The sequence below is a fragment of the Methylobacterium sp. V23 genome (assembly GCF_002917135.1).
Taxonomy (GTDB): domain Bacteria; phylum Pseudomonadota; class Alphaproteobacteria; order Rhizobiales; family Beijerinckiaceae; genus Methylobacterium.
Genome location: NZ_PDHT01000001.1, coordinates 428,219 through 449,341, shown reverse-complemented (window position 1 = coordinate 449,341; position 21,123 = coordinate 428,219). Strand labels below are relative to the sequence as shown.

The following is a 21,123-nucleotide window of genomic DNA, read 5'->3' as shown; positions in this document are numbered from 1 at the left end:
CTAATCCGTCCGGCCGCTACGACGCCAGGGCGAGGAGCGCATCGCAGGCGACATGCGCCTCGCAATGATCGGCGAGCCGGTCGAGCACCGCCTCGATGCCGGCCTCGTAGACCAGCCCGCCCGGGGCCGCGCCGAGGCGGGCGAGCCAGGCGCCGCGCTGGCGGTCGTCGGCGAACAGGCCGTGCACGTAGGTGCCGGTCACGCGGCCGTCGGCCGAGACCGCGCCGTCGAAGCGCCCGTCCGCCAGTTGGATCGCCGGTCGCGCGGTGTCGGGCCCGGTGGTGTCGCCCACGTGCATCTCGTAGCCCGAGAACGGTACGCCGTCCGGCTGGCTGGTGCCGGTGACGGCGGCCAGGTGCTTCTCCGGCGTCATCACGGTCGCGATGTCGAGGAGCCCGAGGCCCGGCACCGAGCGGGGCGCGCCCTCGATGCCGTGCGGGTCGTCGATGCGCCGGCCGAGCATCTGGTAGCCGCCGCAGAGCCCGAGCACCCGCCCGCCGCGCCGGACATGGGCGCGCAGGTCGATGTCCCAGCCCTCCGCGCGAAAGGCTTCGAGGTCGTCGATGGTGGTCTTCGAGCCGGGCAGCAGCACGAGGTCGGCCACCGGGATCGGCTCGCCCGGGCGCACGAGCACCACCGCCACGTCGGGCTCGGCCCGGAGCGGGTCGAGGTCGTCGAAGTTGGCGATGCGCGGCAGCACCGGCACGGCCACGACCTTGCGCCCGGTCGATCCGGCGCCCGAGCCCGCGAGCCCGAGGGCATCCTCCGCCGGCAGGCGAGCCGCGTCGGGAAAGTGCGGGATCAGCCCGAAGCTCGGCCAGCCGGTCGCCTGCGCGATGGTGGCCATGCCGTCGGCGAACAGGCTGGGATCGCCGCGGAAGCGGTTGACGAGAAAGCCCCGGATCATCGCGGCATCGGCCGGATCGATCACCGCCTTGGTGCCGACGAGGCTGGCGATGACGCCGCCCCGGTCGATGTCGCCGAGCAGGATCACCGGCGTGCCCGTGGCGCGGGCAAAACCCATATTGGCGATGTCGCCGGCCCGCAGGTTGACCTCGGAGGCCGAGCCCGCCCCCTCGACCACCACGAGGTCGGCCTCGGCCTTCAGATACGCGAAGCTTTCCAGCACCGAGGCGAGGAGGCGCGGTTTCCAGGCCTGGTAGTCCCGCGCCTTGGCGGTGCCGACCATGCGGCCCTGGACCACGACCTGGCTGCCGGTCTCGCTCTGGGGCTTCAGCAGCACCGGGTTCATGTGCACCGAGAGCGCCACGCCGGCCGCCCGCGCCTGCAAGGCCTGGGCCCGCCCGATCTCGCCGCCATCGGCCGTGACGGCGGCGTTGTTCGACATGTTCTGCGGCTTGAACGGCCGCACGGCGAGCCCGCGCCGGGCGAAGACCCGGCACAGCCCGGCGACGATCAGCGACTTGCCGACATCCGAGCCGGTGCCCTGGATCATGAGGGCGCGGGTCATGGCTGTGGCCGCCCCGACGGGGACGTCGCGCAGGCCGGATCGACGGGGCGCCCGGCGCGATGAAAGGCCAGGATGGCGGCGCCGTAGGTCTCGACCACCTCCGCGAACGGTACGCGCTCCGCCGTGAACAGCACGGCCCGATGCCGGAACAGATGGTCCGGGATCGCGAGGTCGCCGCAGGTCGCCGCAGGGGGCGGCGCCTGGTCCCACCCGTGCGGCAGGGGCTGCCACAGGAGCTCGGCACCGATGGTCTGCCGCGTCGTGCCGAGGGCCTGGACCGCCCGGCCGAACGGCGTGTCGGTGGTCTCGAGAAGGCGGTTCATCTCCGGGGTCAGGCGCTCGGGCACGTACCAGTTGTCCGCCTCGGACAGGACGTGGTCGCCGCAGGCGAGCTTCACCTGACGGTAGCGCAGGAGCGTGTCGGGCCCGGCATTCAGGCGCCGGCGCGTCTCCTCCGAGGCCGGCTTGTCCGCGCCGCGCTGCAGGTTCGCCGCGAGCCGGGGGGGCGCGGCCATGCCGTGCTCGGCGCACCAGCCTTCGAGGGTCGCGGTGGCGGAGCGGCTGGCGAGCAGCCGGGCGTTCAGCCCCTCCACCACGGCCAGGGCCTCGACGCGGCCCAGATAGGTGGCGGGCCACGGCCCGGCCGGGTCGGCCCGGACTCCGTGCGTTCCCAGCACGGTGGACAGCGCGACCGCCACGATGGCCGCCCGCATCAGAACTCGATCCCCACCTGCGCCTTCACCCCGGCGGCGAAGTGGTGCTTCACGCTGCCCATCTCGGTGACGAGGTCGGCGGCCTCGATCAGGGCCGGCTTGGCGTTGCGGCCGGTGACGATGACGTGGAGGTCCGGTCGGCGCGCCCGGAAGGCCGCCACCACGGTGTCGAGATCGAGGTAGTCGTAGCGCAGCGCGATGTTGAGCTCGTCCAGGACAACGAGGCGGATCGTCGGATCGGCCATGAGCTCGAGGGCCTTGGCCCAGGCATGCTCGGCGGCGGCGATGTCGCGGGCCTTGTCCTGGGTCTCCCAGGTGAAGCCCTCGCCGAGCGTGTGCCAATCGATCTGATCGCCGAAAGCCTTGAGGGCGTGCTTCTCGCCGGTGTCCCAGGCGCCCTTGATGAACTGCACCACGCCGACGCGCCAGCCATGGCCGAGGGCCCGCAGCATCAGCCCGAGGGCCGCCGTGGTCTTGCCCTTTCCGGGACCGGTATTGACGATGAGGAGCCCCTTCTCGATCGTCTTCTCCGCCACCTCGGCGTCCTGGACGGCCTTGCGCTTCTCCATCTTCTCGCGGTGCCGCGCGGCCTCGGTCTCGGCGTCCGTCATGGGGTGGCTCCGGGTTGGGGTTTCACGATCATCGGCAGGCCCGCCACCGTGAGGACGACGCGGTCCGCCTGGGCCGCGAGGCGCTGGTGCAGGCGCCCGGCGGCGTCGCGGAAGCGGCGCGCGAGGGCGTTGTCCGGTACGATCCCGAGGCCGACCTCGTTGCCGACCAGGACCACCGGGCCGGGGGCCGCCGCACAGGCCGCGAGCAGCGCGGCGGTGGCAGCCTCGAGGTCGGCCTCGGCCAGGATGAGGTTGGTGAGCCAGAGGGTGAGGCAATCGACCAGCACCGGCCCGGTCGCGGCGGCGACCGCCTCGGCCAGGGCGATCGGCACGTCCTGCGTGATCCAGCCCTCCGGGCGGCGGGCGCGGTGGAGCGCGATGCGCTCCCGCATCTCGTCGTCCCAGGCCTGGGCGGTGGCGAGGTAGAGCCAGGGTCGAGGCTGGGCCTCGATCAGCGCCTCGGCATGGGCGCTCTTGCCCGAGCGCGCGCCGCCGAGCACGAGGATCATTCGGGGTGGAGGATGCGGCATGGGGCATGCTGTGCCCGATATCGAGGTCCGAGGTCAAAGGCGGGAAACCCGCCCGGGCCGCGTTGTCAGCGGATCGGCAACCGCGTAGAAGCGAGGATCGGACGGTGCCCCGGCGACGGGGTGAAAAGGGAATGCGGTGAGGGGGCGACCCTGAAACCGCGGCTGCCCCCGCAACTGTGAGCGGAGACGGGACTGCCATCAGCCACTGGAGCGATCCGGGAAGGCGGCAGGACCAGCGACCCGCGAGCCAGGAGACCTGCCGTCGAAAGTGGACCTGCCGTCCACGCCCCATCCTTGACGGCCGCCGGCGGGGTGGCCAGGAGATGTACCCGATGTCGACCAACACCCTCGTCCTGACCGGCACCCGCACCAACGAGCGCCTCGGCGCCGTGCTCGTGGCCGCCTTCCTCGGCCTCGGCCTCGTGTTCATGGCCGGCTTTGCCCCGGCGATGGCGCTGCACAACGCGGCGCACGACTTCCGGCACAGCCAGAACTTCCCCTGCCACTGAGCGCCTCCGCTTAAGGCAGAACCGCCCATGATCATCCGGCTCGTGTCGGCGGCCCTGGTCGCCGGCTTTCTCGCGGCTGTCGTCGCGACGGGCCTGCAGCTCGCGCTCACCTCGCCGCTCATCATCGCGGCCGAGCGCTACGAGACGCAGGCCTCCGCCGCGCCCGTCCGGCCGACCCCCGCCGCCCTGATCGTCCGCGTTCACGGCGGTCACGATCACGGCACCAAGGACCCCTCGGTGGCGGGCGGCGAAGTCGCGCCCGACTGGCAGCCGGGCCCCGGCCTGCCGCGCATGGCCTTCACGGCCCTGGCCACCCTGGTGGGCGGCGTCGGCTACGCGCTCCTGCTCGGCGCCGTGCTCCTCGCCTGCCACCGCGAGCCCAGCCCCGAGGCCGGCCTGCGCTTCGCCATCGGGGGCTTCCTCGCCGTGGCGCTGGCCCCGGCCCTCGGCCTTGCCCCGGAACTCCCCGGCATGGAGGCCGCGCCGTTGGCCGATCGCCAGTTCTGGTGGGTGATGACCGCCGCGGCCACCGCCATGGGCCTCTACCTCATCGCGATCCGGCGGGCGCCGATCACCATCGCGGGCGGCCTCGTGCTCCTCGTGGCGCCCCATCTTGCCGGGGCGCCGGAGGCGAGCCACGCCGCCTCGAACCTGCCGGCCTCCTACGCCGCCCAGTTCGCCGCGCGCTCGCTCGGCATCGCCTTCGTGTTCTGGGCGGTGATCGGGCTGGCCTATGGCTGGGCCTGGGGCCTCTTCGGCCGAACCCGGCCGACCCATGCCTGAGGCCGCGCCCGTGACCCTCTACGTCTGCGCCACCTGCCGGGCGGCCGGCGATACGGCGGAGCCCCGCGCCGGCGCCCGCCTGCTGGCGGCGCTCCAGGAGGCCGTGAGCACCGGGGCCCACCCCGGCATCACGGTCGAGAGCGTCGAATGCCTCTCGGTCTGCAAGCGCCCCTGCACCGTGGCGGTCGCCTCGCAAGGCCGCTGGACCTACGTCTACGGCGACCTCGACCCGGTCGCCTCCGCCGGCACCATCCTGGACGGCGTCGCGCTCTACGCCGAGACAGCGGACGGCATCGTGCCGTGGAAGGCGCGGCCCCAGGAATTCCGCAAGGGCGTCGTCGCCCGCATCCCGCCGTTCCCCGCTCCTCTGCCGCCGCTCGCGGCGCCCCGCATCACGGACGCCGCCGAATGACCCTCGTCGCCAAGATTCCCTGCACCATCGTCACGGGCTTTCTCGGGGCCGGCAAGACCACGCTGGTGCGCCACCTCGTGGAGAACGCCGGCGGCCGGCGCCTCGCCATCATCGTCAACGAGTTCGGCGACATCGGCTTCGACGGCTCGTTCCTGGCCGCCTGCGGCATCGAGGGCTGCGGCGACGAGGACATCGTCGAGCTCGCCAACGGCTGCATCTGCTGCACCGTGGCCGACGACTTCGTGCCGGCCCTGAACAAGCTCCTCGACCGGGCCGATCCGCCCGAGCACATCCTGATCGAGACCTCGGGCCTCGCCCTGCCGAAGCCTCTGGTCCAAGCCTTCCAGTGGCCGGCGATCCGCTCGCGGGTGACGGTGGACGGCGTGGTCGCGGTCATCGACGGCCCCGCCGTGGCCGCGGGCTTCTTCGCCGACGACCCGGCGGCGCTGGCCGCCCAGCGCGCCGACGACGCCAGCGTCGACCACGACAATCCGTTGGAGGAAGTGTTCGAGGACCAGCTCCTCTGCGCCGACCTCGTGGTGATGAACAAGGCCGACCTCCTCGACGAGGCCGGGCGCGCCAAAGTGCGCGCCGAGGTCACCGAACACCTGCCCCGCGCGGTGAAGATGGTGGAGGCCGAGCACGGTCGCCTCGACCCACGCGTGATTCTGGGAATCCAGGCGGCGGCCGAGGACGACCTCGACGCGCGTCCCTCCCACCACGGCGACGGCGAGGACCACGACCACGACGCCTTCGATTCGGTGGCGCTGCCCGTGACGGCCACGGCCTCCGCCGAGGACCTGGCGCTTCGCGTCGCCCGCGCCGCCGAGACCGAGGGCGTGCTGCGCATCAAGGGGTTCGCCGAGGTCACCGGCAAGCCGATGCGCCTCGTAGTCCAGGGCGTCGGCGCCCGCATCGCCCACCATTACGACCGCCCCTGGAAGTCCAGCGAGCCCCGCGACGGCCGCCTCGTGGTGATCGGCCTCAAGGGCTTCGACCAGGGCGCCGTCGCCGCCGCCCTGGCGGGATAAGCGCCCGCCATGCACCTGATCCGCATCGATACGGTCTCCCTCGACGAGGGCGAAGCCGCGATCGATCTCGGTCAGGCGCCGGGAGACATCGTCTTCCTCTCCTTCACGGATTCCGACCTGTTCGGCATGGCCGGCGCCTACGCGGCGGTGTTTTCGGCAGCCTCGGACGCGGCCCCGACCCTGCGGCTCGCCAAGCTCGCCAAGCTCCGCCACCCGATGTCGGTCGACCTTTACGTCGAGTCGGTGATCGCCCGGGCGCGGATCGTGGTGATCCGCTGCCTCGGCGGGCTCGATTACTGGCGCTACGGGATCGAGCGCGCCAGCGCGGCCGCCCGCGCCGCTGGGGTCGCCCTCGTGGTGCTGCCGGGCGACGACCGGCCCGACCCACGCCTCGACGCCTATTCCACGAAGCCGGAGCTCGCCTCCGACTTCGACGCCTATTTCCGCGCCGGGGGCGCGGCAAACCTGCGCCGCCTGATCGGACGCCTGGCCGTCGCGATCGGCTATGCCGGGCCGGTCGAACCGCCGCTGCCCCTGCCCCGCGGCTTCGTCTGCTGCCCGGGCTGCGGCCCCGTCGCGGACGACCAGGCGCTCGCCGCCGGACGGCCGTTCCAGACTACCCCGGCGGAGGCGCCCCTGGCGCTACTGGTGGTCTACCGGTCCAGCGTGCTCTCCGGTGATACCGCGCCGATCGCCGCGTTGGGCGCCGCGCTCCAGGCGCGCGGCCTCGCGGTGCTGGCCGTGGCGGTCTCCAGCCTGAAGGACCCCGCCGCGACCGCGCCCTTGCGGGCCGCCATCGCCGCGCACAGGCCCGCCATCGTCATCGCCGCCACCGCCTTCTCGGCCCGGGAGGATGCAGGTTTCGTCCTCGATACCGCCGATTGCCCGGTCCTCCAGGCCTTCAGCATCGGTGCGGCGCGGGACGCCTGGACCGCCTCCACCCGAGGCATGGGTGCAGCCGACCTCGCCATGCAGGTCGCCCTGCCGGAATTCGACGGCCGGCTCTCCGGTTTTCCGATCTCGTTCAAGGAAGAGGGTCCGGAAACCGAGGGCTTTGCCGAGCGACGCGCCGTGCCGCACGCGGAGGGCATCGCGGCCCTGGCCGAGCGGGCTGCCGCCTGGATCCGCCTCGCCCGGCTGCCCCGGGCCGAGCGCCGCCTCGCCCTGGTGCTCTCGAATTACCCCGCCCGCGGCGGCCGCGCAGGATTCGCCGTCGGGCTCGATACGCCCGAAAGCGCGCGCGCGATCGTCGCGGACCTGCGGCAGGCCGGCTACGGCGTCGGCGCGCTGCCCGAGCCTGAGGCGCTGATGCGGGCGCTGACGCGCGGTCCCCGGGACTTCGCGGTCGCCCTCGACGCCTACCGGGCGTGGCTCGGCACGCTGCCGAAGACCGCCCGCGCGGCCCTCGACGCCGAGTGGGGTCCGCCCGAGGCCGACCCGGCCTGCCGGAACGGCGCCTTCCGCTTCGCGAGCGTGGCCCCGCAAGGCGGCCGCCTCGCGGTCTTCCTGCAGCCGGATCGCGGGCGGTCGAAGGACCGGAAGGCCGCCTATCACGACCCCGACGCGGTGCCGACCCACGCCTATCTGGCTTTTCATCTCGGCCTGCGCAGCCGGTTCGACGCGCTCGTCCACCTCGGCACCCACGGCACCACCGAGTGGCTGCCGGGCAAGGCCGTCGCCCTGTCGCCGGATTGCTGGCCGGCCCGCGCCGTCGGGGCGCTCCCGGTGGTCTATCCCTTCATCGTCGACGATCCGGGCGAGGCCGCGCCCCTGAAGCGCCGCCTCGGGGGCGTCGCCCTCGGGCACCTGACGCCGCAGACCGGCGTGACGGGGCTCGACCCCGACGCGGCACGCCTGCGCGAACTCGTGGAGGAGTACTCCGCCGCCAGCGTCCTCGACCCGCGCCGCGCCGCGATCCTGGCGCGCACCATCTTGGACGAGGCGCTGTCGGCCGGGCTGCTCGCCGGCGCCGGGATCGACGCCGGGACGCCGATGCCGGACGCGCTCGCGGCCCTCGACGCGCATCTCTGCGACCTCGGGGAGGTGACCGCGCGCGACGGGCTGCACGTCTTCGGCCGCGCCGCCCCCGAGGCGCCCGCCGCCGTAGGGGCCTGTGCCGAGGGCGAGCGCCTCGGCCTGCTGCGCGCCCTCGACGGGCGCTTCGTGGCGCCCGGTCCCGCCGGCTCGCCGTCGCGCGGCCGCACCGACGTGATGCCGACGGGGCGCAACCTCGCCACCCTCGACCCGCGCAGCCTGCCGACCCGGGCCGCCACCACCCTCGGGGCCAAGGCCGCCGACGCCGTGGTCCTGCGCTACCTGCAGGACGAGGGCGAGTACCCGGCCCGGATCGTCATGGACCTCTGGGCCTCGCCGACCCTGCGCACCGGCGGCGAGGACATCGCCCATGCCCTGGCGCTGATGGGCGTGCGCCCGGTCTGGGACCATGCCTCGACCCGGGTCACCGGCTTCGAGGTGCTGCCGCTGGCCCTCCTCGACCGGCCGCGCATCGACGTGACGGTGCGGGTCTCGGGTGCCTTTCGCGACACCTTCCCGGAGACCCTGTCGCTCCTCGCCCGGGCCGCCGAGGCGGTGGCCGCCCGCGAGGAGGAGGACGACGAGAATCCCCTCGCCGCCGCCCGCCGCCGGGGCGAGGCGCCGGCCCGCGTCTACGGCGCCGCGCCGGGGCGCTACGGTGCCGGGGCGGGCGGGCTCGCCCTCGACGGCGCCTGGGACAGCCGCGACGACCTCGGGCAGGCCTATCTCGACGCCACCTCTCATGCCTATGGCGGCGCGGCCGAGGCGGCGGATGCCGGCTTCGCCGCCCGGGTCGCCGGCGCCGATGCCTACGTGCACGCCTTCGACGTCGCCGAGCGCGATCTCCTCGACGGCGACGCCGCCGTGGAGGCGATGGGCGGCTTCTCGGCCGCCGCCGCCCTGACGGGGGCCCGCCCCGCCCTCTACAGCCTCGACGTCGCCACGCCCGAGACCCCGAAGGCCCGCACCGCCCGCGAGGATGCCGCCCGCCTGATCCGGGGCCGCCTCGCCCATCCGCGCTGGATCGCGGCGCAGCTTCGGCACGGCTATCGCGGCGCCCAGGAGCTGGCCCAGGGAATCGACGCGGTGTTCGTCCTGGCCGCCACGACGGATGCGGTCTCCGACGCCGACCTCGATCGGCTCTACGGCGCGATGATCGCCGATCTCGAGACCTTCGAAACCCTGCGGGCAGCCAATCCCGAGGCGGCCCGCGCCATCCTCGAACGGTTCGACGAAGCCCGCCGGCGCGGCCTCTGGACCACCCGGCGCAACGCCATGGCGGCGGACGAGATGGCGGCCGACGAGAGGGCGGCCGACGAGATGGCTGCGGACGCGTTGCTGCGCGAGGCGGCGGAATGAACGCGCCCCGCCGCGTCGCCCCCGAGGCGCCGAGCCGGCGCGGCTGGTGCCCGAGCCTCGCCCGGCCGATGCCCACCGGCGACGGCCTGCTCGCCCGCGTCCACCCCCCCCTCGGGCGCCTCACCCCGGTCCAGGCCCGGGCGGTGGCGTCGGGCGCGCGCGGCTTCGGCAACGGCCATGTCGACGTCACCGCCCGGGCCAACCTGCAGATCCGCGGCGTCACCGAGGCGACCCGCTTCGGTCTGGCCGAAGCCCTGGCGGCCGTGGGACTCGGGGATGTCCGCCACGACGGAGGCCCGCAGCGCCTGACCCTGACCACGCCGCTGGCCGGGCTCGAACCCGCGGAGCCGGTCGATGTCCCGGCCCTGGCGCGCCGGATCGAGACGCTCGGGCTGGCAATCCCCGGCCTTCCGCCGAAGGCGCTGGTCGCCGTCGAGGCGGCCGCCCAGGGCATCACCCTCGGCACCGCGGAAGCGGACCTTCACGGCGTCGTCACCCGGGACGGCCTGGCCCTGCATCTCGCGGGCGATGCGGCCTGGTGGCGCCTGCCCGACGATGACGCGGAGACCGTCGTGGCGGCGGCCCTGCACCTGCTGGCGGCGAGCGGACAACGCCGGATGCGCGATGTCCCCGACGTGGCGCGCGCGGAGATCCCGGCTCGCTTCGCCCTGTCGCGCATTCCGGCCCCGGCTGCGGCGTCCGTCCTGAGTCCGGGCGTGTTCGCCCTGCCAACTCCCATCGGACCCGAACGCGGGTTCCCTCTCCCAGAGGGAGGGAGACAGGGTGAGGTTTATGGGTTGTCGGGCGGGATCGCACACCGCACTCCACCCCTCTCCTTCCAGGAGCGGGAGGCCCCGCGATCCTCACCGCCGAGGGCGGATGGCCCCGTCGCCCTCCTGGTCGACGCCCCCTTCGGCCGGTGCACGGCCGACGCCCTCGACAGTCTCGCCGAGACGGCGGACGCCGTCGGTGCAGCCGACCTGCGCCTCTCGCCGACCCGCGGCTTCCTCCTCGTCTGCCCCGATGCCGCAGCCGCCGAAATCGCGCGCGAAACCCTGGCCGGAGCCGGATTCCTGACGCGGGCCGACGATCCGCGCGGCGCGGTGGCGGCCTGCCCCGGGGCGCCGGCCTGCGCGTCCGGCTCGACGCCGACCTTGCTCGACGCCGCTCGGTTGGCCGAAGCCTTCCGGCCCTTCGCGGCGCAGGGCCTGCGCGCCCATGTCTCGGGCTGCCTCAAGGGCTGTGCCCATCCGGGTGCCGCCGACCTCACCCTCGTCGGGCGGGAGGGGCAGTACGACGTGGTGCTGTCCGGGCGGCCCGATGCGTTGCCGGCGATGCGCCTCCCTTTCGAGGCCGCGCTGGAGCGCGTAAGGAGGGGGGATTCGGCCCATTCCCTCGCCCAGATCTTCCCAGAACACCCGCCAGGACCGCGACCGTCATGAGTTCCCGCCTCGACTACCTGCGTGACGGGGGGGCGATCTATGCCCGCTCCTTCGCGATGATCCGGGCCGAGGCCGACCTCGCGCGCTTCCAGGGCACCGCCGAGCGGGTCGTGGTGCGGATGATCCACGCCTGCGGCATGACCGACCTGCCGCGCGACGTGGAGGCCTCGCCCGACTTCGCGCAAGCCGGCGAGGCGGCCCTGAAGGCCGGCGCGCCGATCCTGTGCGACGTCCGCATGGTCGCCGACGGCGTCACGCGGACTCGGCTGCCCGCCGACAACCGGGTGATCTGCACCCTGAGCGATCCGCGCGTGCCGGACCTCGCCGCTGCCATGAACACCACCCGGTCGGCCGCCGCGATGGAGCTCTGGCGCGAGCACCTGCCCGGCAGCGTCGTGGCGGTGGGCAACGCCCCGACCTCGCTGTTCCGCCTCCTCGAACTCCTCGACGAGGGCGTGCCGCCCCCCGCCGCCGTCATCGGCATTCCGGTCGGATTCGTCGGCGCCGCCGAGTCGAAGGAAGCGCTCGCCCGCGACGGCCGCGTGCCCTTCATCGTGGTCCATGGTCGGCGCGGCGGCAGCGCCATGACGGCTGCGGCCATCAACGCGCTCGCGCAAGAGATCGAGTGAGTGATCGAGTGATGGATTCGGGCGAGCGCCTTCCCCCCGATGCGGCGGAGCGGACCGAGACCCCGCGGGCGGTGACCACCGGCACCCTGTACGGCGTCGGCATGGGCCCGGGCGAGCCGGACTATCTCACCGTCCGCGCCATGCGGGTGCTGGAGCGGGCTCCGGTGCTGGTGCATTTCTGCAAGAAGGGCCGACGGGGCAACGCCCGCACCATCGCGGATGCGGTGCTGGCGGCCGAGCCGGGGCGCGAATGCCCCCTGGTCTACCCCTACACCACCGAACTCCACCCCGAGCACCCGGACTACGTCGCGGCGCTCGCCGCCTTCTACGACGACGCGGCCGGTCGCCTCGCCGACCATCTCGGCGCGGGCCGGGACGTCGCCATCCTGTCGGAGGGCGATCCGTTCTTCTACGGCTCGTTCATGCACCTGTGGCGGCGCCTGAAGGACCGCTTCCCCGTGGAGGTCGTGCCCGGCGTCACCGGGATGTCCGGCTGCTGGACCCGGGCCGGGACCCCCATCACCTGGGGCGACGACGTGCTGACCGTGCTGCCCGCCACCCTGTCGCATGCCGCCCTGGTGGAGCGCCTGCGCGCCACCGACGCCGCCGTGCTGATGAAGCTCGGCCGCCACCTGCCGAAGGTGCGGGCGGCGCTGGCCGAGGCCGGCGTGCTGGAACGCGCGGTCTATGTGGAGCGCGGCACCATGGCGGGCGAGCGGGTGATCGCCCTCAAGGACAAGCCCGACGACGACGCGCCCTACTTCTCGATGGTGCTGCTGCCCGGCGAGGGACGCCGGCCGTGAGCGGCCCCACCCCGGATTCCGGGTCCGTCGCGATCATCGGTCTCGGCCCCGGCGATCCGCGCCTGCTGACGGCGGCCGCCCAGGAAGCCTTGGCCCAGGCGCAGGACCTCATCGGCTACATTCCCTACGTCGCCCGCGTCCCCGAGCGGCCGGGGCTCGTCCGCCACGCCAGCGACAACCGGGTCGAGGTCGACCGGGCGCGCCACGCCCTCGAGCTCGCCGCCTCCGGCCGGCGCGTCGCGGTGGTCTCCGGCGGCGATCCCGGCGTGTTCGCCATGGCGGCGGCGGTGTTCGAGGCGGTGGAGGCCGGCGATCCTGCCTGGGCCCGGCTCCCCATCACGGTGGAGCCCGGCATCACCGCGATGCTGGCGGCCGCGGCCCGCCTCGGCGCACCGCTGGGCGGCGATTTCTGCGCGATGTCCCTCTCGGACAACCTCAAGCCCTGGGAGGTCATCACCGCCCGGCTGGAGGCGGTGCTGCGGGCGGATTTCGTGATCTCCCTCTACAACCCGATCTCCTCCGCCCGGCCCTGGCAGCTCGGCAAGGCTCTCGACCTGGCCGCCGAGATCCGGCGCGGCGACACGCCGGTGGTCTTCGCCCGCGCCGTCTCGCGGCCGGACGAGGCGATCCGCGTCCTCACCCTCAACGAGGCGCGCACGACGACGGCCGACATGGCCACGATGGTGATCATCGGCGCCTCGGCCACCCGCCTGATTCCGCGCGGCGACGCGACACCCTTCGTCTACACGCCGCGCAGCGTCCCGGCGGCGTGATGCGCGGGTCGGTGCAGGCCTGGGATCGTCGCCGCTCGATCCCTTCGGATTCGGACGCGCGCGGGTCCCCTCTCCTGTCAGGAGAGGGACAGGGTGAGGTCTGGGACGTGTCCGGATGGGGCACGCCCCTGACCCCGGCCCTCTCCCACACGGGGAAGGGGGGCCGTTCCGGCCCCATCAACCGCCGCGATCCGCCGGATCGACGATCAGAGGGCGGCGATCCCCGCGAGGGCGGCCGCGACGTCCGGCACGCTCGGCACGTCCGGCTTCTCCGGACGGGCGACCATCACGACCGGCAGGCCGAGGGCCCGCGCGGCGGCGATCTTGCCGTAGGTGGCGCCGCCCCCGGAATTCTTGCTGACCAGGACCTCGATCGCCCCCTCGGCCAGGAACGCCGCCTCGGCCGCCGCGTCGAAGGGGCCCCGGGCCTGGATCGCGGTGAGGCGCGGCACCGCCAGGGCGATGTCCTCGATGGCCCGCACGACGTAGTCGTGCTGCGGCGCGCCGGCGAAGGCCGCGACCTCCTGCCGGCCGATGGTGAGGAAGACCCGGCGCGGCGCGCGGCCGAGGGCCCGGACGGCGGCTTCCATGTCGGGCACCTCCGTCCAGCGGTCGCCGGGCACCGGCGTCCAGGCCGGACGGCGGATCGCCAGCAGCCGCGTCCCCGTCCGGGCGCAGGCCTCGGCGGCGTTGGCGCTCATCCGGGCCGCGAAGGGATGCGTCGCGTCGATCACGAGATCGGTGCGGTCCTGGCCCAGCCACGCGGCGAGGCCCTCGGCGCCGCCGAAGCCGCCGATCCGCGTCGGCACGGGCTCCGCCTTCGGCTGACGGGTGCGGCCGGCGAGCGACAGGGTGACGGCGTCGCGCCGGCCCATGGCCAGGAGCCCGCGCACCAGGGCGCTCGCCTCGCCGGTGCCGCCCAGGATCAGTATCCGCATGCTCCCCCCACCCTCGGGGCCGTTCTCCATGACCGGTGACACCGTGTCCACCGCGGCGGCCCCCGCCCCCTGGCTCACCATCGTGGGCATCGGCGAGGACGGACGCGCCGGCCTGAGCCCCGCCGCCGCCGCCGCCCTGGACGGCGCGCGCCTCGTCTATGGCGGACGCCGGCACCTGGCGCTGGCCGGGCCGCTGGCGGCCGAGACGCGGATCTGGCCGAGCCCGATCGCTGACGCCTATCCGGGCCTCCTCGCCCGGCGCGGGACCCCCACCTGCATCCTGGCGACCGGCGATCCCTTCCACTACGGCATCGGCGCCGAGATCGCCCGCCTCGTCCCGGCCGCGGAGATGCGGGTCTTCGCCCAGCCCTCCGCCTTCAGCCTCGCCTGCGCCCGTCTCGGATGGCCCCTGGCGGAGACAGGCTGCCTCACCCTGCACGGCCGGGCGCTGCCCCGCCTGATCCCGCATCTGCAGCCCGGCGCCCGCCTCCTGGTCCTGACCTGGGACGAGACCACGCCGGCCGCGGTCGCCGCGCTCCTGGTCGAGCGCGGCCTCGGCGCGTCCCGCCTCACCGTGCTGGAAGCCATGGGGGGCCCGCGCGAGCGCCGGCGCAGCGCGACGGCCGAGGGCTTCGACCTCGCCGGGATCGACCCGCTCAACACCCTCGGCATCGCGGTCGTCGGGGCGGCCGCGGCGCAGGTCGTCAGCTTGAGCCCCGGCCTCGACGATGCCTGGTTCGACCATGACGGCCAACTGACCAAGGCCGACATCCGGGCGGTGACGCTGGCGGCCCTGCGCCCCCGCGCCGGCCAGACCCTGTGGGACATCGGCGCCGGGGCCGGCTCGATCTCCATCGAGTGGATGCTGCGCCACCCGAGCCTCCGGGCCATCGCCGTCGAGGGCAACGCGGCCCGGGCCGCCCGCATCGCCCGCAACGCGGCCCGCCTCGGCGTACCGGACCTGCGCGTGGTGGAGGGCCCGGCCCCCGCGACGCTGGCCGGCCTGCCAGCCCCCGATACCGTCTTCATCGGCGGCGGCGTCACCGCGCCGGGCCTCCTCGACGCGGCCGTCGCGGCCCTGTCCCCGGGCGGGCGCCTCGTCGCCAACGTGGTGACCCTGGAGGGCGAGGCCGTGCTGCTCGCCGCCTTCGCGCAGCGGGGCGGGAGCCTCAAGCGCCTGACGGTCGCCCATGCGGATCCGGTCGGGCACCTGCACGGCTGGCGCGGGGCGATGCCGGTGACGCAATGGGCCTGGGTGAAGGCATGAGGCCGGATGGGCCGGTTCCGGCCGGGCCCGGCGGCGCCGACATCGTCGCCGGAATCGGGTTTCGCCACGCGACACCGCCGGCCGAGATCCTCGCCCTGGTCGCGCAGGCCTGCGACGCGGCCGGCCTGCCGCCCGCGCGCCTCGCCCGCCTCGCCACCGCCGGCGACCGCGCCGGCGAGCCGGCGATCCGCGCCGCCGCCGAGACGCTCGGATGTCCCCTGGACGCCGTCCCGCCCGAGGCGCTGATCGCCGTAGACGCCGACGTGCCGACCCGCTCGCACCGGATCGAGGCCTCACGCCGGATCGGCTCGGTGGCGGAGGCCGCGGCCCTGGCCGCCGCCGGCCCGGGTGCGACGCTGCTGCTGCGGCGAATCGCCAGCGCCGGGGCGACCTGCGCCCTTGCGCTTCGCGCACAATCCGTCACGCAGGATCCATGACAGTCCACTTCATCGGCGCCGGTCCGGGCGCCGCCGACCTCATCACCGTCCGCGGCCGCGACCTCATCGCGCGCTGCCCCGTCTGCCTGCATGCCGGGTCCCTCGTCGCGCCCGAGATCCTGGGCTGGTGCCCGCCGGGCGCCCGCATCGTCGACACGGCGCCCCTCGACCTCGACGCCATCGTGGCCGAATGCGCGGCCGCCCACGCGGCGGGCCAGGACGTGGCGCGCCTGCACTCGGGCGACCTCTCGATCTGGAGCGCGCTGGCCGAGCAGACCCGCCGCCTCACGCAGGCGGGCATCCCCTTCACGGTGACGCCGGGCGTGCCGTCCTTCGCCGCCGCCGCCGCGCTCCTGCAGCGCGAACTCACCGTGCCGGGCCTCGCCCAGTCCGTGGTCCTGACCCGGACCTCCGGGCGCGCCAGCGCCATGCCGGAGCGCGAGACCCTGGCGGCCTTCGCGGGCACCGGCGCCACCCTCGCCCTCCACCTGTCGATCCACGTCATCGACGCGGTGGTCACGGAGCTGACGCCGTTCTACGGCGCGGACTGCCCCGTCGCGGTGGTGTTCCGCGCCACCTGGCCCGACGAGCGGATGCTCACCGGAACCCTGGCGACGATCGCGGGCCAGGTGGCTGAGGCCGGCCTGGAGCGCACGGCGCTGATCCTGGTCGGCCCCGCCCTCGATCCCGCCGAGTTCCGGGAGAGCGCCCTCTACTCCACCGATTACGACCGGCGCTTCCGGCCGACGGGCGAGACCGTGCGGGCGAACGGAGACCGATCATGAGCGTGCCCGGTCTCCTCGTCGCCGCGCCGCGTTCCAGCTCGGGCAAGACCACCGTGACCCTGGCGCTGATGCGGGCGCTCGCCCGGCGGGGCCTGGCCGTGCGCGGCGCCAAGTGCGGGCCGGACTACATCGACCCGGCCTTCCATCAGGCGGCCACCGGCCATCCGAGCTTCAACCTCGACAGTTTCGCCATGCCGGAGCCGATGCTCGACGCCGTGGCGGCCCTCTCGGCCACGGGCGCCGACCTCGTGGTCGCGGAGGGCTCGATGGGGCTGTTCGACGGCATCGTGGCGCCGGAGGGGCGCACGGGCGCCAATGCCGACATCGCCGCGCGCTACGGCTGGCCGGTGATCCTCGTCCTCGACGTTTCCGGCGCCGCACAATCGGCCGCCGCCCTCGCCCTCGGGTGTCGGGCCTACGATCCGCGCATCCGCATCGCCGGGGTGATCCTCAACAAGGTCGCGAGTGCCCGCCACCGCCGCCTCGTGGAGACGGGCCTGAGCCGCATCGGCATGCCGGTGCTCGGGGCGCTGATGCGGGATGCGACCCTCGTCCTGCCGGAGCGCCATCTCGGCCTCGTCCAGGCGCGCGAGACCAACGACCTCGAGGCCCGCCTCGACCGGCTCGCCGACCTCGCCGAGGCCGGCCTCGACCTTGACGCGATCCTGGCCGTCGCGGCGGGTGCGGCGCCCGCCCCGGGCGCCGGCATCCTGCCCCGGCCGCCGGGCCAGCGCATCGCCATCGCGTCGGATGCGGCCTTCTCGTTCCTGTACCCGCACATGGCGGCGGGCTGGCGGGCGGCGGGGGCCGAACTCGTGCCGTTCTCGCCCCTGGCCGACGAGCCGCCCCCGGCCGATTGCGATGCCGGCTGGCTGCCCGGCGGCTACCCCGAGCTCCATGCCGGCGCCCTGTCGCAGGCGCGGCGCTTCCTCGACGGATTACGGGATTTTGCGCGGGCGAAGCCGGTGCACGGGGAGTGCGGCGGCTACATGGTCCTGGGCGAGAGCCTGGAGGATGCGGAGGGCGTCACCCATGCCATGGCCGGCCTGTTGCCGGTGGCGACCTCCTACAGGACCCGCCGCCTGCACCTGGGCTACCGCGTCGCGACGTTGCTGGCCGAGGGCCCCCTCGGGGGCACGGGGGCACGGCTCGTCGGGCACGAGTTCCACTATGCCAGCGAGACGAGTGCGCCGCCGACGCCCGAGACGGGGCTCGCGGCGGTGACCGATGCGGAAGGGGTGCCCCTCGGCCTCGCCGGACACCGGCGCGGCCCGGTGACCGGCAGCTTCTTTCACTGGATCGGTTAGGGGCCCGGCGAGCCCCTAGCTGGCGGCGGCGGGCTCGGCGGGTGCCTGCTTGCCCATCTTGGCGGCCGTGCGCACGATGGCGAGCACGTCGCGGCGCAGCTGGTCGTCCTCGATCAGCGCGTAGGCCCGCAGCAGCTCGATGGCGCCCTGCGCGCTGAGGAAGCCGAAGACGTCGGACTGGGTCCCGCCGACCTCGTCTTCCTCGAAGAAGGCCGAGACCGGGACCTCGAGGAGACGGGCGATCTCGCGCAGGCGCCCGGCCCCGACGCGGTTCTGCCCCTTCTCGTACTTCTGAACCTGCTGGAAGGTCACGCCCACGGCGGTTCCGAGCGCGGTCTGGCTCAGGCCGCGCGCCTTGCGCAAAGCGGTGATCCTCAATCCGACGAGGCGATCGACGTCGGTAGTCTGCTTAGGCATCATCTCTCGATTCAGTCCCTATAGAAATTTTCGGCCCCCGCCCGGACCAGACCCGGGGACGATGAGGTTGGAGCGCTTTCGTACGAAGGCGTGCAGGATTCCTTAAGTTCATTCGCCAGGAAACCAAGGCAGTCGATCAAGGATTGAACGTGGCGATAGAGACTATCCTTGTCTGCAGTCAAACGCCACTAGATGTTTACTCCGCATGAGCATCGGAGGCGACCGTTCTGACAGCTTGACCACAAAGCTGGCACGGATTGCAAGCGTGACGTTGTAACCGTCCCTCACGAGTTTCGCTGCACTGCGAACGCGCCGACGGGTCCGAATGCCTGACGAACCGCGAGGCAGCCCGGCTTTCCTCGGGCGCTGCATGCAAGGCGGGGCGCGGCGCATCCGCCGCACCGGATGGCTTTCGTGTCCTGACGCCCCAGGTTTAAGGTGTCGCACGGGATCGTCCGAGACGCCGAAAAACCCAGGTGGATCATGTATATCGCAATGAATCGCTTCAAAGTCGTCAAGGACGCGACGGAAGACTTCGAACAGGTTTGGCTCGGCCGCGACAGTCATCTCGGAGAGATGCCGGGCTTCGTCGAGTTCCATCTCCTGCGCGGTCCTGAAGCCGAGGACCATGTCCTGTATGCCTCCCACACCATCTGGTCGTCGAAGGCGGATTTCGAGGCCTGGACCCGGTCGGAGCAGTTCCGGAAAGCGCATGGCCGCGTGCCGTCGACCAAGCCCCTCTACCTGGGCCATCCGCAATTCGAGGGTTTCGAGACGATCCAGACCGTCGCACGGCCCGATTCGAACGCCGCCGCTTGATTCGCGCCGACCCGGTGTGATGTGGCCCGGGCCGAGACGTCACAGACCCTGCCGAGGCGCGGCTGGAACGCCGCGCCGTGCGCGATGCCGTCGGCCGTCGCAGCAACCATCGTTCCGTCGGGGCCAGTCCGGAGCCGGGATCGAGACGAGCGACCCCGTGCGTTCGATCGCTCCCGGCTGAACGGAACTCCGGACGCAACCCTATCGGCCGAACCGACGTTGTGGGGCGGTGTGCGCGACCGAACGGATCGGAACGATCGCGGGACGGCATCTCAAGGGCCAGCAAGACGCGCTCCCTTTCGAAACACGTCGTCGACGGCGCGGCCCCGTCGCGGTTGCGGACCCGTGCCGCGGCGTCGGAACCGAGCAACGGACGTCAGGCCCCCCTCTTCAGCCCGATGTCTTCAGCCCGGTGTCTTCAGGCCCGCGTCTTGCACCGATACTCTCGGCATCCATGCCCGATTCGTGATTTGGTTCAGTGTCGGACAGTCTTTGCATCAGGACGGGACAGAGCGCTCCAGATGTTTCATGACCGAATCCCAGCCGCTCTCGAGAAGCTTCCGGTGTTTCGTGCGCGTCACGGCGTCTGGGCAGCGCTTCTCCCACGACGCAGCCGCACCGCCTTTCGGGTCGGGCTCTCGGCCGCGACCGCCATCGCCGACATCCTCGTCATCTTCAGCGTCGCCGTGGGCATCGATCTCGCCTACCGGACGACCTTCGCGGGCAGCGAGCCGTTCGCGGGCCACAGTGGCAGCTTCGAGCTTGCCGCCCTGGTCGCCCTGTTCGTGCTGCTGACGAACCTCGTCCGCGAGGACTACAACATCGAGACGCTGCTCTCCCGCAGGCCGCACCTGCGGCGGGCGACGACGGTCTGGATCGGAGCCTGGGCCATCGTGCTGCTGATCGGCTTCGCGACGAAGACCACCCATGAGTATTCGCGCCTCGTGTCCCTGGGGATGTTCGCCGGCGGACTCCCGGCGATGCTGCTGGCCCGCGCGACGATGCTGCGCCTCGTCCGCAGCGCGGCGACACCGACATCGGGCAACACCAACCGGATCCATCTCGTCGGCTACGAGGAGGATATCGCGCGGTTCGATGCCCATAACGACCCCGAGGCCCTCGGCCTGCGGGTGATCGGCACGAGCTATCTGCGCCGGCTCGACCCGACCGGCGACGCGGCCGCGCGGCAGGCCCAGATGTCGGAGGATCTCGATCTCGCGGTCTCGGTGGTGCGCTTCCTGCGCCCGGACGACGTCTTCATCCTCCTGCCCTGGTCGGACGCCTCGGACATCGAGCGCTGCATCGACGCCTTCCTGAGGGTGCCGGCGGCGCTCCACCTGCGTCCCGGCGCGGTGATGGACCGCTTCCCGGACCTCACCCTCGCCCGGGTCGGCCGCCTGTCGGGCATCAATATCGGGCGTCGCCCGCTGCAGGCCGGCGAGTTGTTCCTGAAGCGCAGCCTGGACCTCACCCTGGCCCTGGTCGCCCTGGTGCTGCTGAGCCCGCTCTTCCTCGTGGTGGCGGCGCTGATCAAGCTCGACAGCCCGGGTCCGGTGTTCTTCCGGCAGAGGCGCTACGGCTTCAACCAGCAGCCCTTCGGCGTCTTCAAGTTCCGCAGCATGAAGGCCGAGCAGGAAGCGGTCTTCAGGCAGGCGACCCGCAACGACAGCCGCATCACGCCGATCGGCCGCGTGCTGCGGCGCTCGAACATCGACGAGTTGCCTCAGCTCATCAACGTGGTGCTCGGCGAGATGTCCCTGGTGGGGCCGCGCCCCCATGCCCTGGCGCATGATCGCAGCTTCGAGAACCGCATCGCCCTCTACGCGCGACGTCACAACGTGATGCCGGGCATCACCGGCTGGGCGCAGGTGAACGGCCTCCGGGGCGAAACCCTCACCGATCTCGACATGGAGCGGCGGGTCCAGCACGACCTGCACTACATCGACAACTGGTCGATCTGGTTCGACCTGCGGATCATGCTCATGACCGTAGTCTCACCGCGCGCCTACAAGAACGCGTGCTGAGCACCGCGGGCCGAGCCGGGGGGCGGCTC

General features: G+C 73.3%; 21 protein-coding genes and 1 riboswitch. Of the genes, 15 read left to right on the top strand and 6 right to left on the bottom strand.

Annotated features, from left to right (window positions below; all coding sequences use genetic code 11):
• Positions 1-16: 16 nt before the first annotated feature.
• From CRT23_RS02075 to cobU, 4 genes are read right to left on the bottom strand one after another with little or no spacing between them, the layout of a single operon-like run.
• Positions 17-1,471 (bottom strand): cobyric acid synthase, encoded by a 1,455-nt coding sequence (locus CRT23_RS02075; protein ID WP_181017231.1) that lies wholly within the window; start codon positions 1,469-1,471, stop codon positions 17-19.
• Positions 1,468-2,184 carry a hypothetical protein gene (locus tag CRT23_RS02070; protein WP_103708363.1) on the bottom strand — a complete coding sequence of 239 codons (717 nt, stop codon included), beginning with the start codon at positions 2,182-2,184 and terminating at the stop codon, positions 1,468-1,470. The genes CRT23_RS02075 and CRT23_RS02070 overlap by 4 nt, the downstream gene beginning before the upstream one ends.
• Positions 2,184-2,795 carry a cob(I)yrinic acid a,c-diamide adenosyltransferase gene (gene cobO, locus CRT23_RS02065; RefSeq protein WP_103708362.1) on the bottom strand — a complete coding sequence of 204 codons (612 nt, stop codon included), beginning with the start codon at positions 2,793-2,795 and terminating at the stop codon, positions 2,184-2,186. Before cobO ends, CRT23_RS02070 begins: the two co-directional genes overlap by 1 nt.
• Entirely contained in the window at positions 2,792-3,304 is a 513-nt protein-coding gene (gene cobU / locus CRT23_RS02060) for a bifunctional adenosylcobinamide kinase/adenosylcobinamide-phosphate guanylyltransferase (RefSeq protein WP_055947497.1), read from the bottom strand. The genes cobO and cobU overlap by 4 nt, the downstream gene beginning before the upstream one ends.
• 106 nt (positions 3,305-3,410) lie before the next feature.
• A riboswitch (cobalamin riboswitch) is annotated at positions 3,411-3,604 on the top strand.
• A 53-nt stretch (positions 3,605-3,657) separates the two neighbouring features.
• Here cobU and CRT23_RS02055 point away from each other — a divergent pair.
• Genes CRT23_RS02055 through cobJ form a run of 9 tightly spaced genes read left to right on the top strand, consistent with a single transcriptional unit; the run spans position 3,658 to position 13,100 of the window.
• Positions 3,658-3,834 (top strand): CbtB-domain containing protein, encoded by a 177-nt coding sequence (locus CRT23_RS02055; RefSeq protein ID WP_055947494.1) that lies wholly within the window; start codon positions 3,658-3,660, stop codon positions 3,832-3,834.
• 27 nt (positions 3,835-3,861) lie between these two features.
• Positions 3,862-4,617: a CbtA family protein gene (locus CRT23_RS02050; protein WP_103708361.1), complete on the top strand. Its 756-nt coding sequence runs from the start codon at positions 3,862-3,864 to the stop codon at positions 4,615-4,617.
• Positions 4,610-5,029 (top strand): DUF1636 domain-containing protein, encoded by a 420-nt coding sequence (locus CRT23_RS02045; protein WP_055947486.1) that lies wholly within the window; start codon positions 4,610-4,612, stop codon positions 5,027-5,029. The genes CRT23_RS02050 and CRT23_RS02045 overlap by 8 nt, the downstream gene beginning before the upstream one ends.
• Positions 5,026-6,060, top strand: coding sequence for a cobalamin biosynthesis protein CobW (cobW, locus tag CRT23_RS02040; protein WP_103708360.1), 1,035 nt, complete (start codon positions 5,026-5,028; stop codon positions 6,058-6,060). The genes CRT23_RS02045 and cobW overlap by 4 nt, the downstream gene beginning before the upstream one ends.
• 9 nt (positions 6,061-6,069) lie before the next feature.
• Positions 6,070-9,453 carry a cobaltochelatase subunit CobN gene (gene cobN, locus CRT23_RS02035; RefSeq protein WP_103708359.1) on the top strand — a complete coding sequence of 1,128 codons (3,384 nt, stop codon included), beginning with the start codon at positions 6,070-6,072 and terminating at the stop codon, positions 9,451-9,453.
• The gene (gene cobG / locus CRT23_RS02030; protein WP_103708358.1) at positions 9,450-10,895 is read left to right on the top strand and encodes a precorrin-3B synthase; all 1,446 of its coding nucleotides are present in this window, start codon (positions 9,450-9,452) and stop codon (positions 10,893-10,895) included. The genes cobN and cobG overlap by 4 nt, the downstream gene beginning before the upstream one ends.
• Complete coding sequence (locus CRT23_RS02025) at positions 10,892-11,524, top strand: precorrin-8X methylmutase (RefSeq protein ID WP_103708357.1); 633 nt, start codon at positions 10,892-10,894, stop codon at positions 11,522-11,524. Before cobG ends, CRT23_RS02025 begins: the two co-directional genes overlap by 4 nt.
• An 11-nt stretch (positions 11,525-11,535) precedes the next feature.
• Entirely contained in the window at positions 11,536-12,327 is a 792-nt protein-coding gene (locus CRT23_RS02020) for a precorrin-2 C(20)-methyltransferase (protein WP_055947473.1), read from the top strand.
• Positions 12,324-13,100, top strand: coding sequence for a precorrin-3B C(17)-methyltransferase (cobJ, locus tag CRT23_RS02015; RefSeq protein ID WP_103708356.1), 777 nt, complete (start codon positions 12,324-12,326; stop codon positions 13,098-13,100). The genes CRT23_RS02020 and cobJ overlap by 4 nt, the downstream gene beginning before the upstream one ends.
• A gap of 206 nt (positions 13,101-13,306) precedes the next feature.
• On the opposite strand, the gene CRT23_RS02010 is transcribed toward cobJ, so the two are convergent.
• Positions 13,307-14,038 (bottom strand): cobalt-precorrin-6A reductase, encoded by a 732-nt coding sequence (locus CRT23_RS02010; protein ID WP_103708355.1) that lies wholly within the window; start codon positions 14,036-14,038, stop codon positions 13,307-13,309.
• A 28-nt stretch (positions 14,039-14,066) separates the two neighbouring features.
• Between CRT23_RS02010 and cbiE the strand changes: the two genes are divergently transcribed.
• The 4 genes from cbiE to CRT23_RS01990 are packed head-to-tail and all read left to right on the top strand — an operon-like array spanning position 14,067 to position 17,834.
• The gene (gene cbiE / locus CRT23_RS02005; RefSeq protein ID WP_103708559.1) at positions 14,067-15,305 is read left to right on the top strand and encodes a precorrin-6y C5,15-methyltransferase (decarboxylating) subunit CbiE; all 1,239 of its coding nucleotides are present in this window, start codon (positions 14,067-14,069) and stop codon (positions 15,303-15,305) included.
• Complete coding sequence (locus CRT23_RS02000) at positions 15,302-15,742, top strand: cobalamin biosynthesis protein (RefSeq protein ID WP_103708558.1); 441 nt, start codon at positions 15,302-15,304, stop codon at positions 15,740-15,742. Before cbiE ends, CRT23_RS02000 begins: the two co-directional genes overlap by 4 nt.
• The gene (gene cobM / locus CRT23_RS01995; RefSeq protein WP_103708354.1) at positions 15,739-16,527 is read left to right on the top strand and encodes a precorrin-4 C(11)-methyltransferase; all 789 of its coding nucleotides are present in this window, start codon (positions 15,739-15,741) and stop codon (positions 16,525-16,527) included. The genes CRT23_RS02000 and cobM overlap by 4 nt, the downstream gene beginning before the upstream one ends.
• A complete protein-coding gene (locus tag CRT23_RS01990; RefSeq protein WP_181017230.1) occupies positions 16,524-17,834 on the top strand; it encodes a cobyrinate a,c-diamide synthase in 1,311 nt (436 codons plus the stop codon). The genes cobM and CRT23_RS01990 overlap by 4 nt, the downstream gene beginning before the upstream one ends.
• Positions 17,835-17,849: 15 nt before the next feature.
• Here the strand turns inward: CRT23_RS01990 and CRT23_RS01985 are convergent, their stop codons facing one another.
• A complete protein-coding gene (locus CRT23_RS01985) occupies positions 17,850-18,254 on the bottom strand; it encodes a helix-turn-helix transcriptional regulator (RefSeq protein ID WP_055947458.1) in 405 nt (134 codons plus the stop codon).
• Positions 18,255-18,734: 480 nt separating this feature from the next.
• Here CRT23_RS01985 and CRT23_RS01980 point away from each other — a divergent pair, with 480 nt between their 5' ends.
• Both CRT23_RS01980 and CRT23_RS01975 read left to right on the top strand, forming a co-directional pair.
• A complete protein-coding gene (locus CRT23_RS01980) occupies positions 18,735-19,070 on the top strand; it encodes an antibiotic biosynthesis monooxygenase (protein ID WP_055947455.1) in 336 nt (111 codons plus the stop codon).
• A gap of 521 nt (positions 19,071-19,591) precedes the next feature.
• Positions 19,592-21,094, top strand: a complete 1,503-nt coding sequence (locus CRT23_RS01975) for an exopolysaccharide biosynthesis polyprenyl glycosylphosphotransferase (protein ID WP_103708352.1) — start codon at positions 19,592-19,594, stop codon at positions 21,092-21,094.
• Positions 21,095-21,123: the final 29 nt, after the last annotated feature.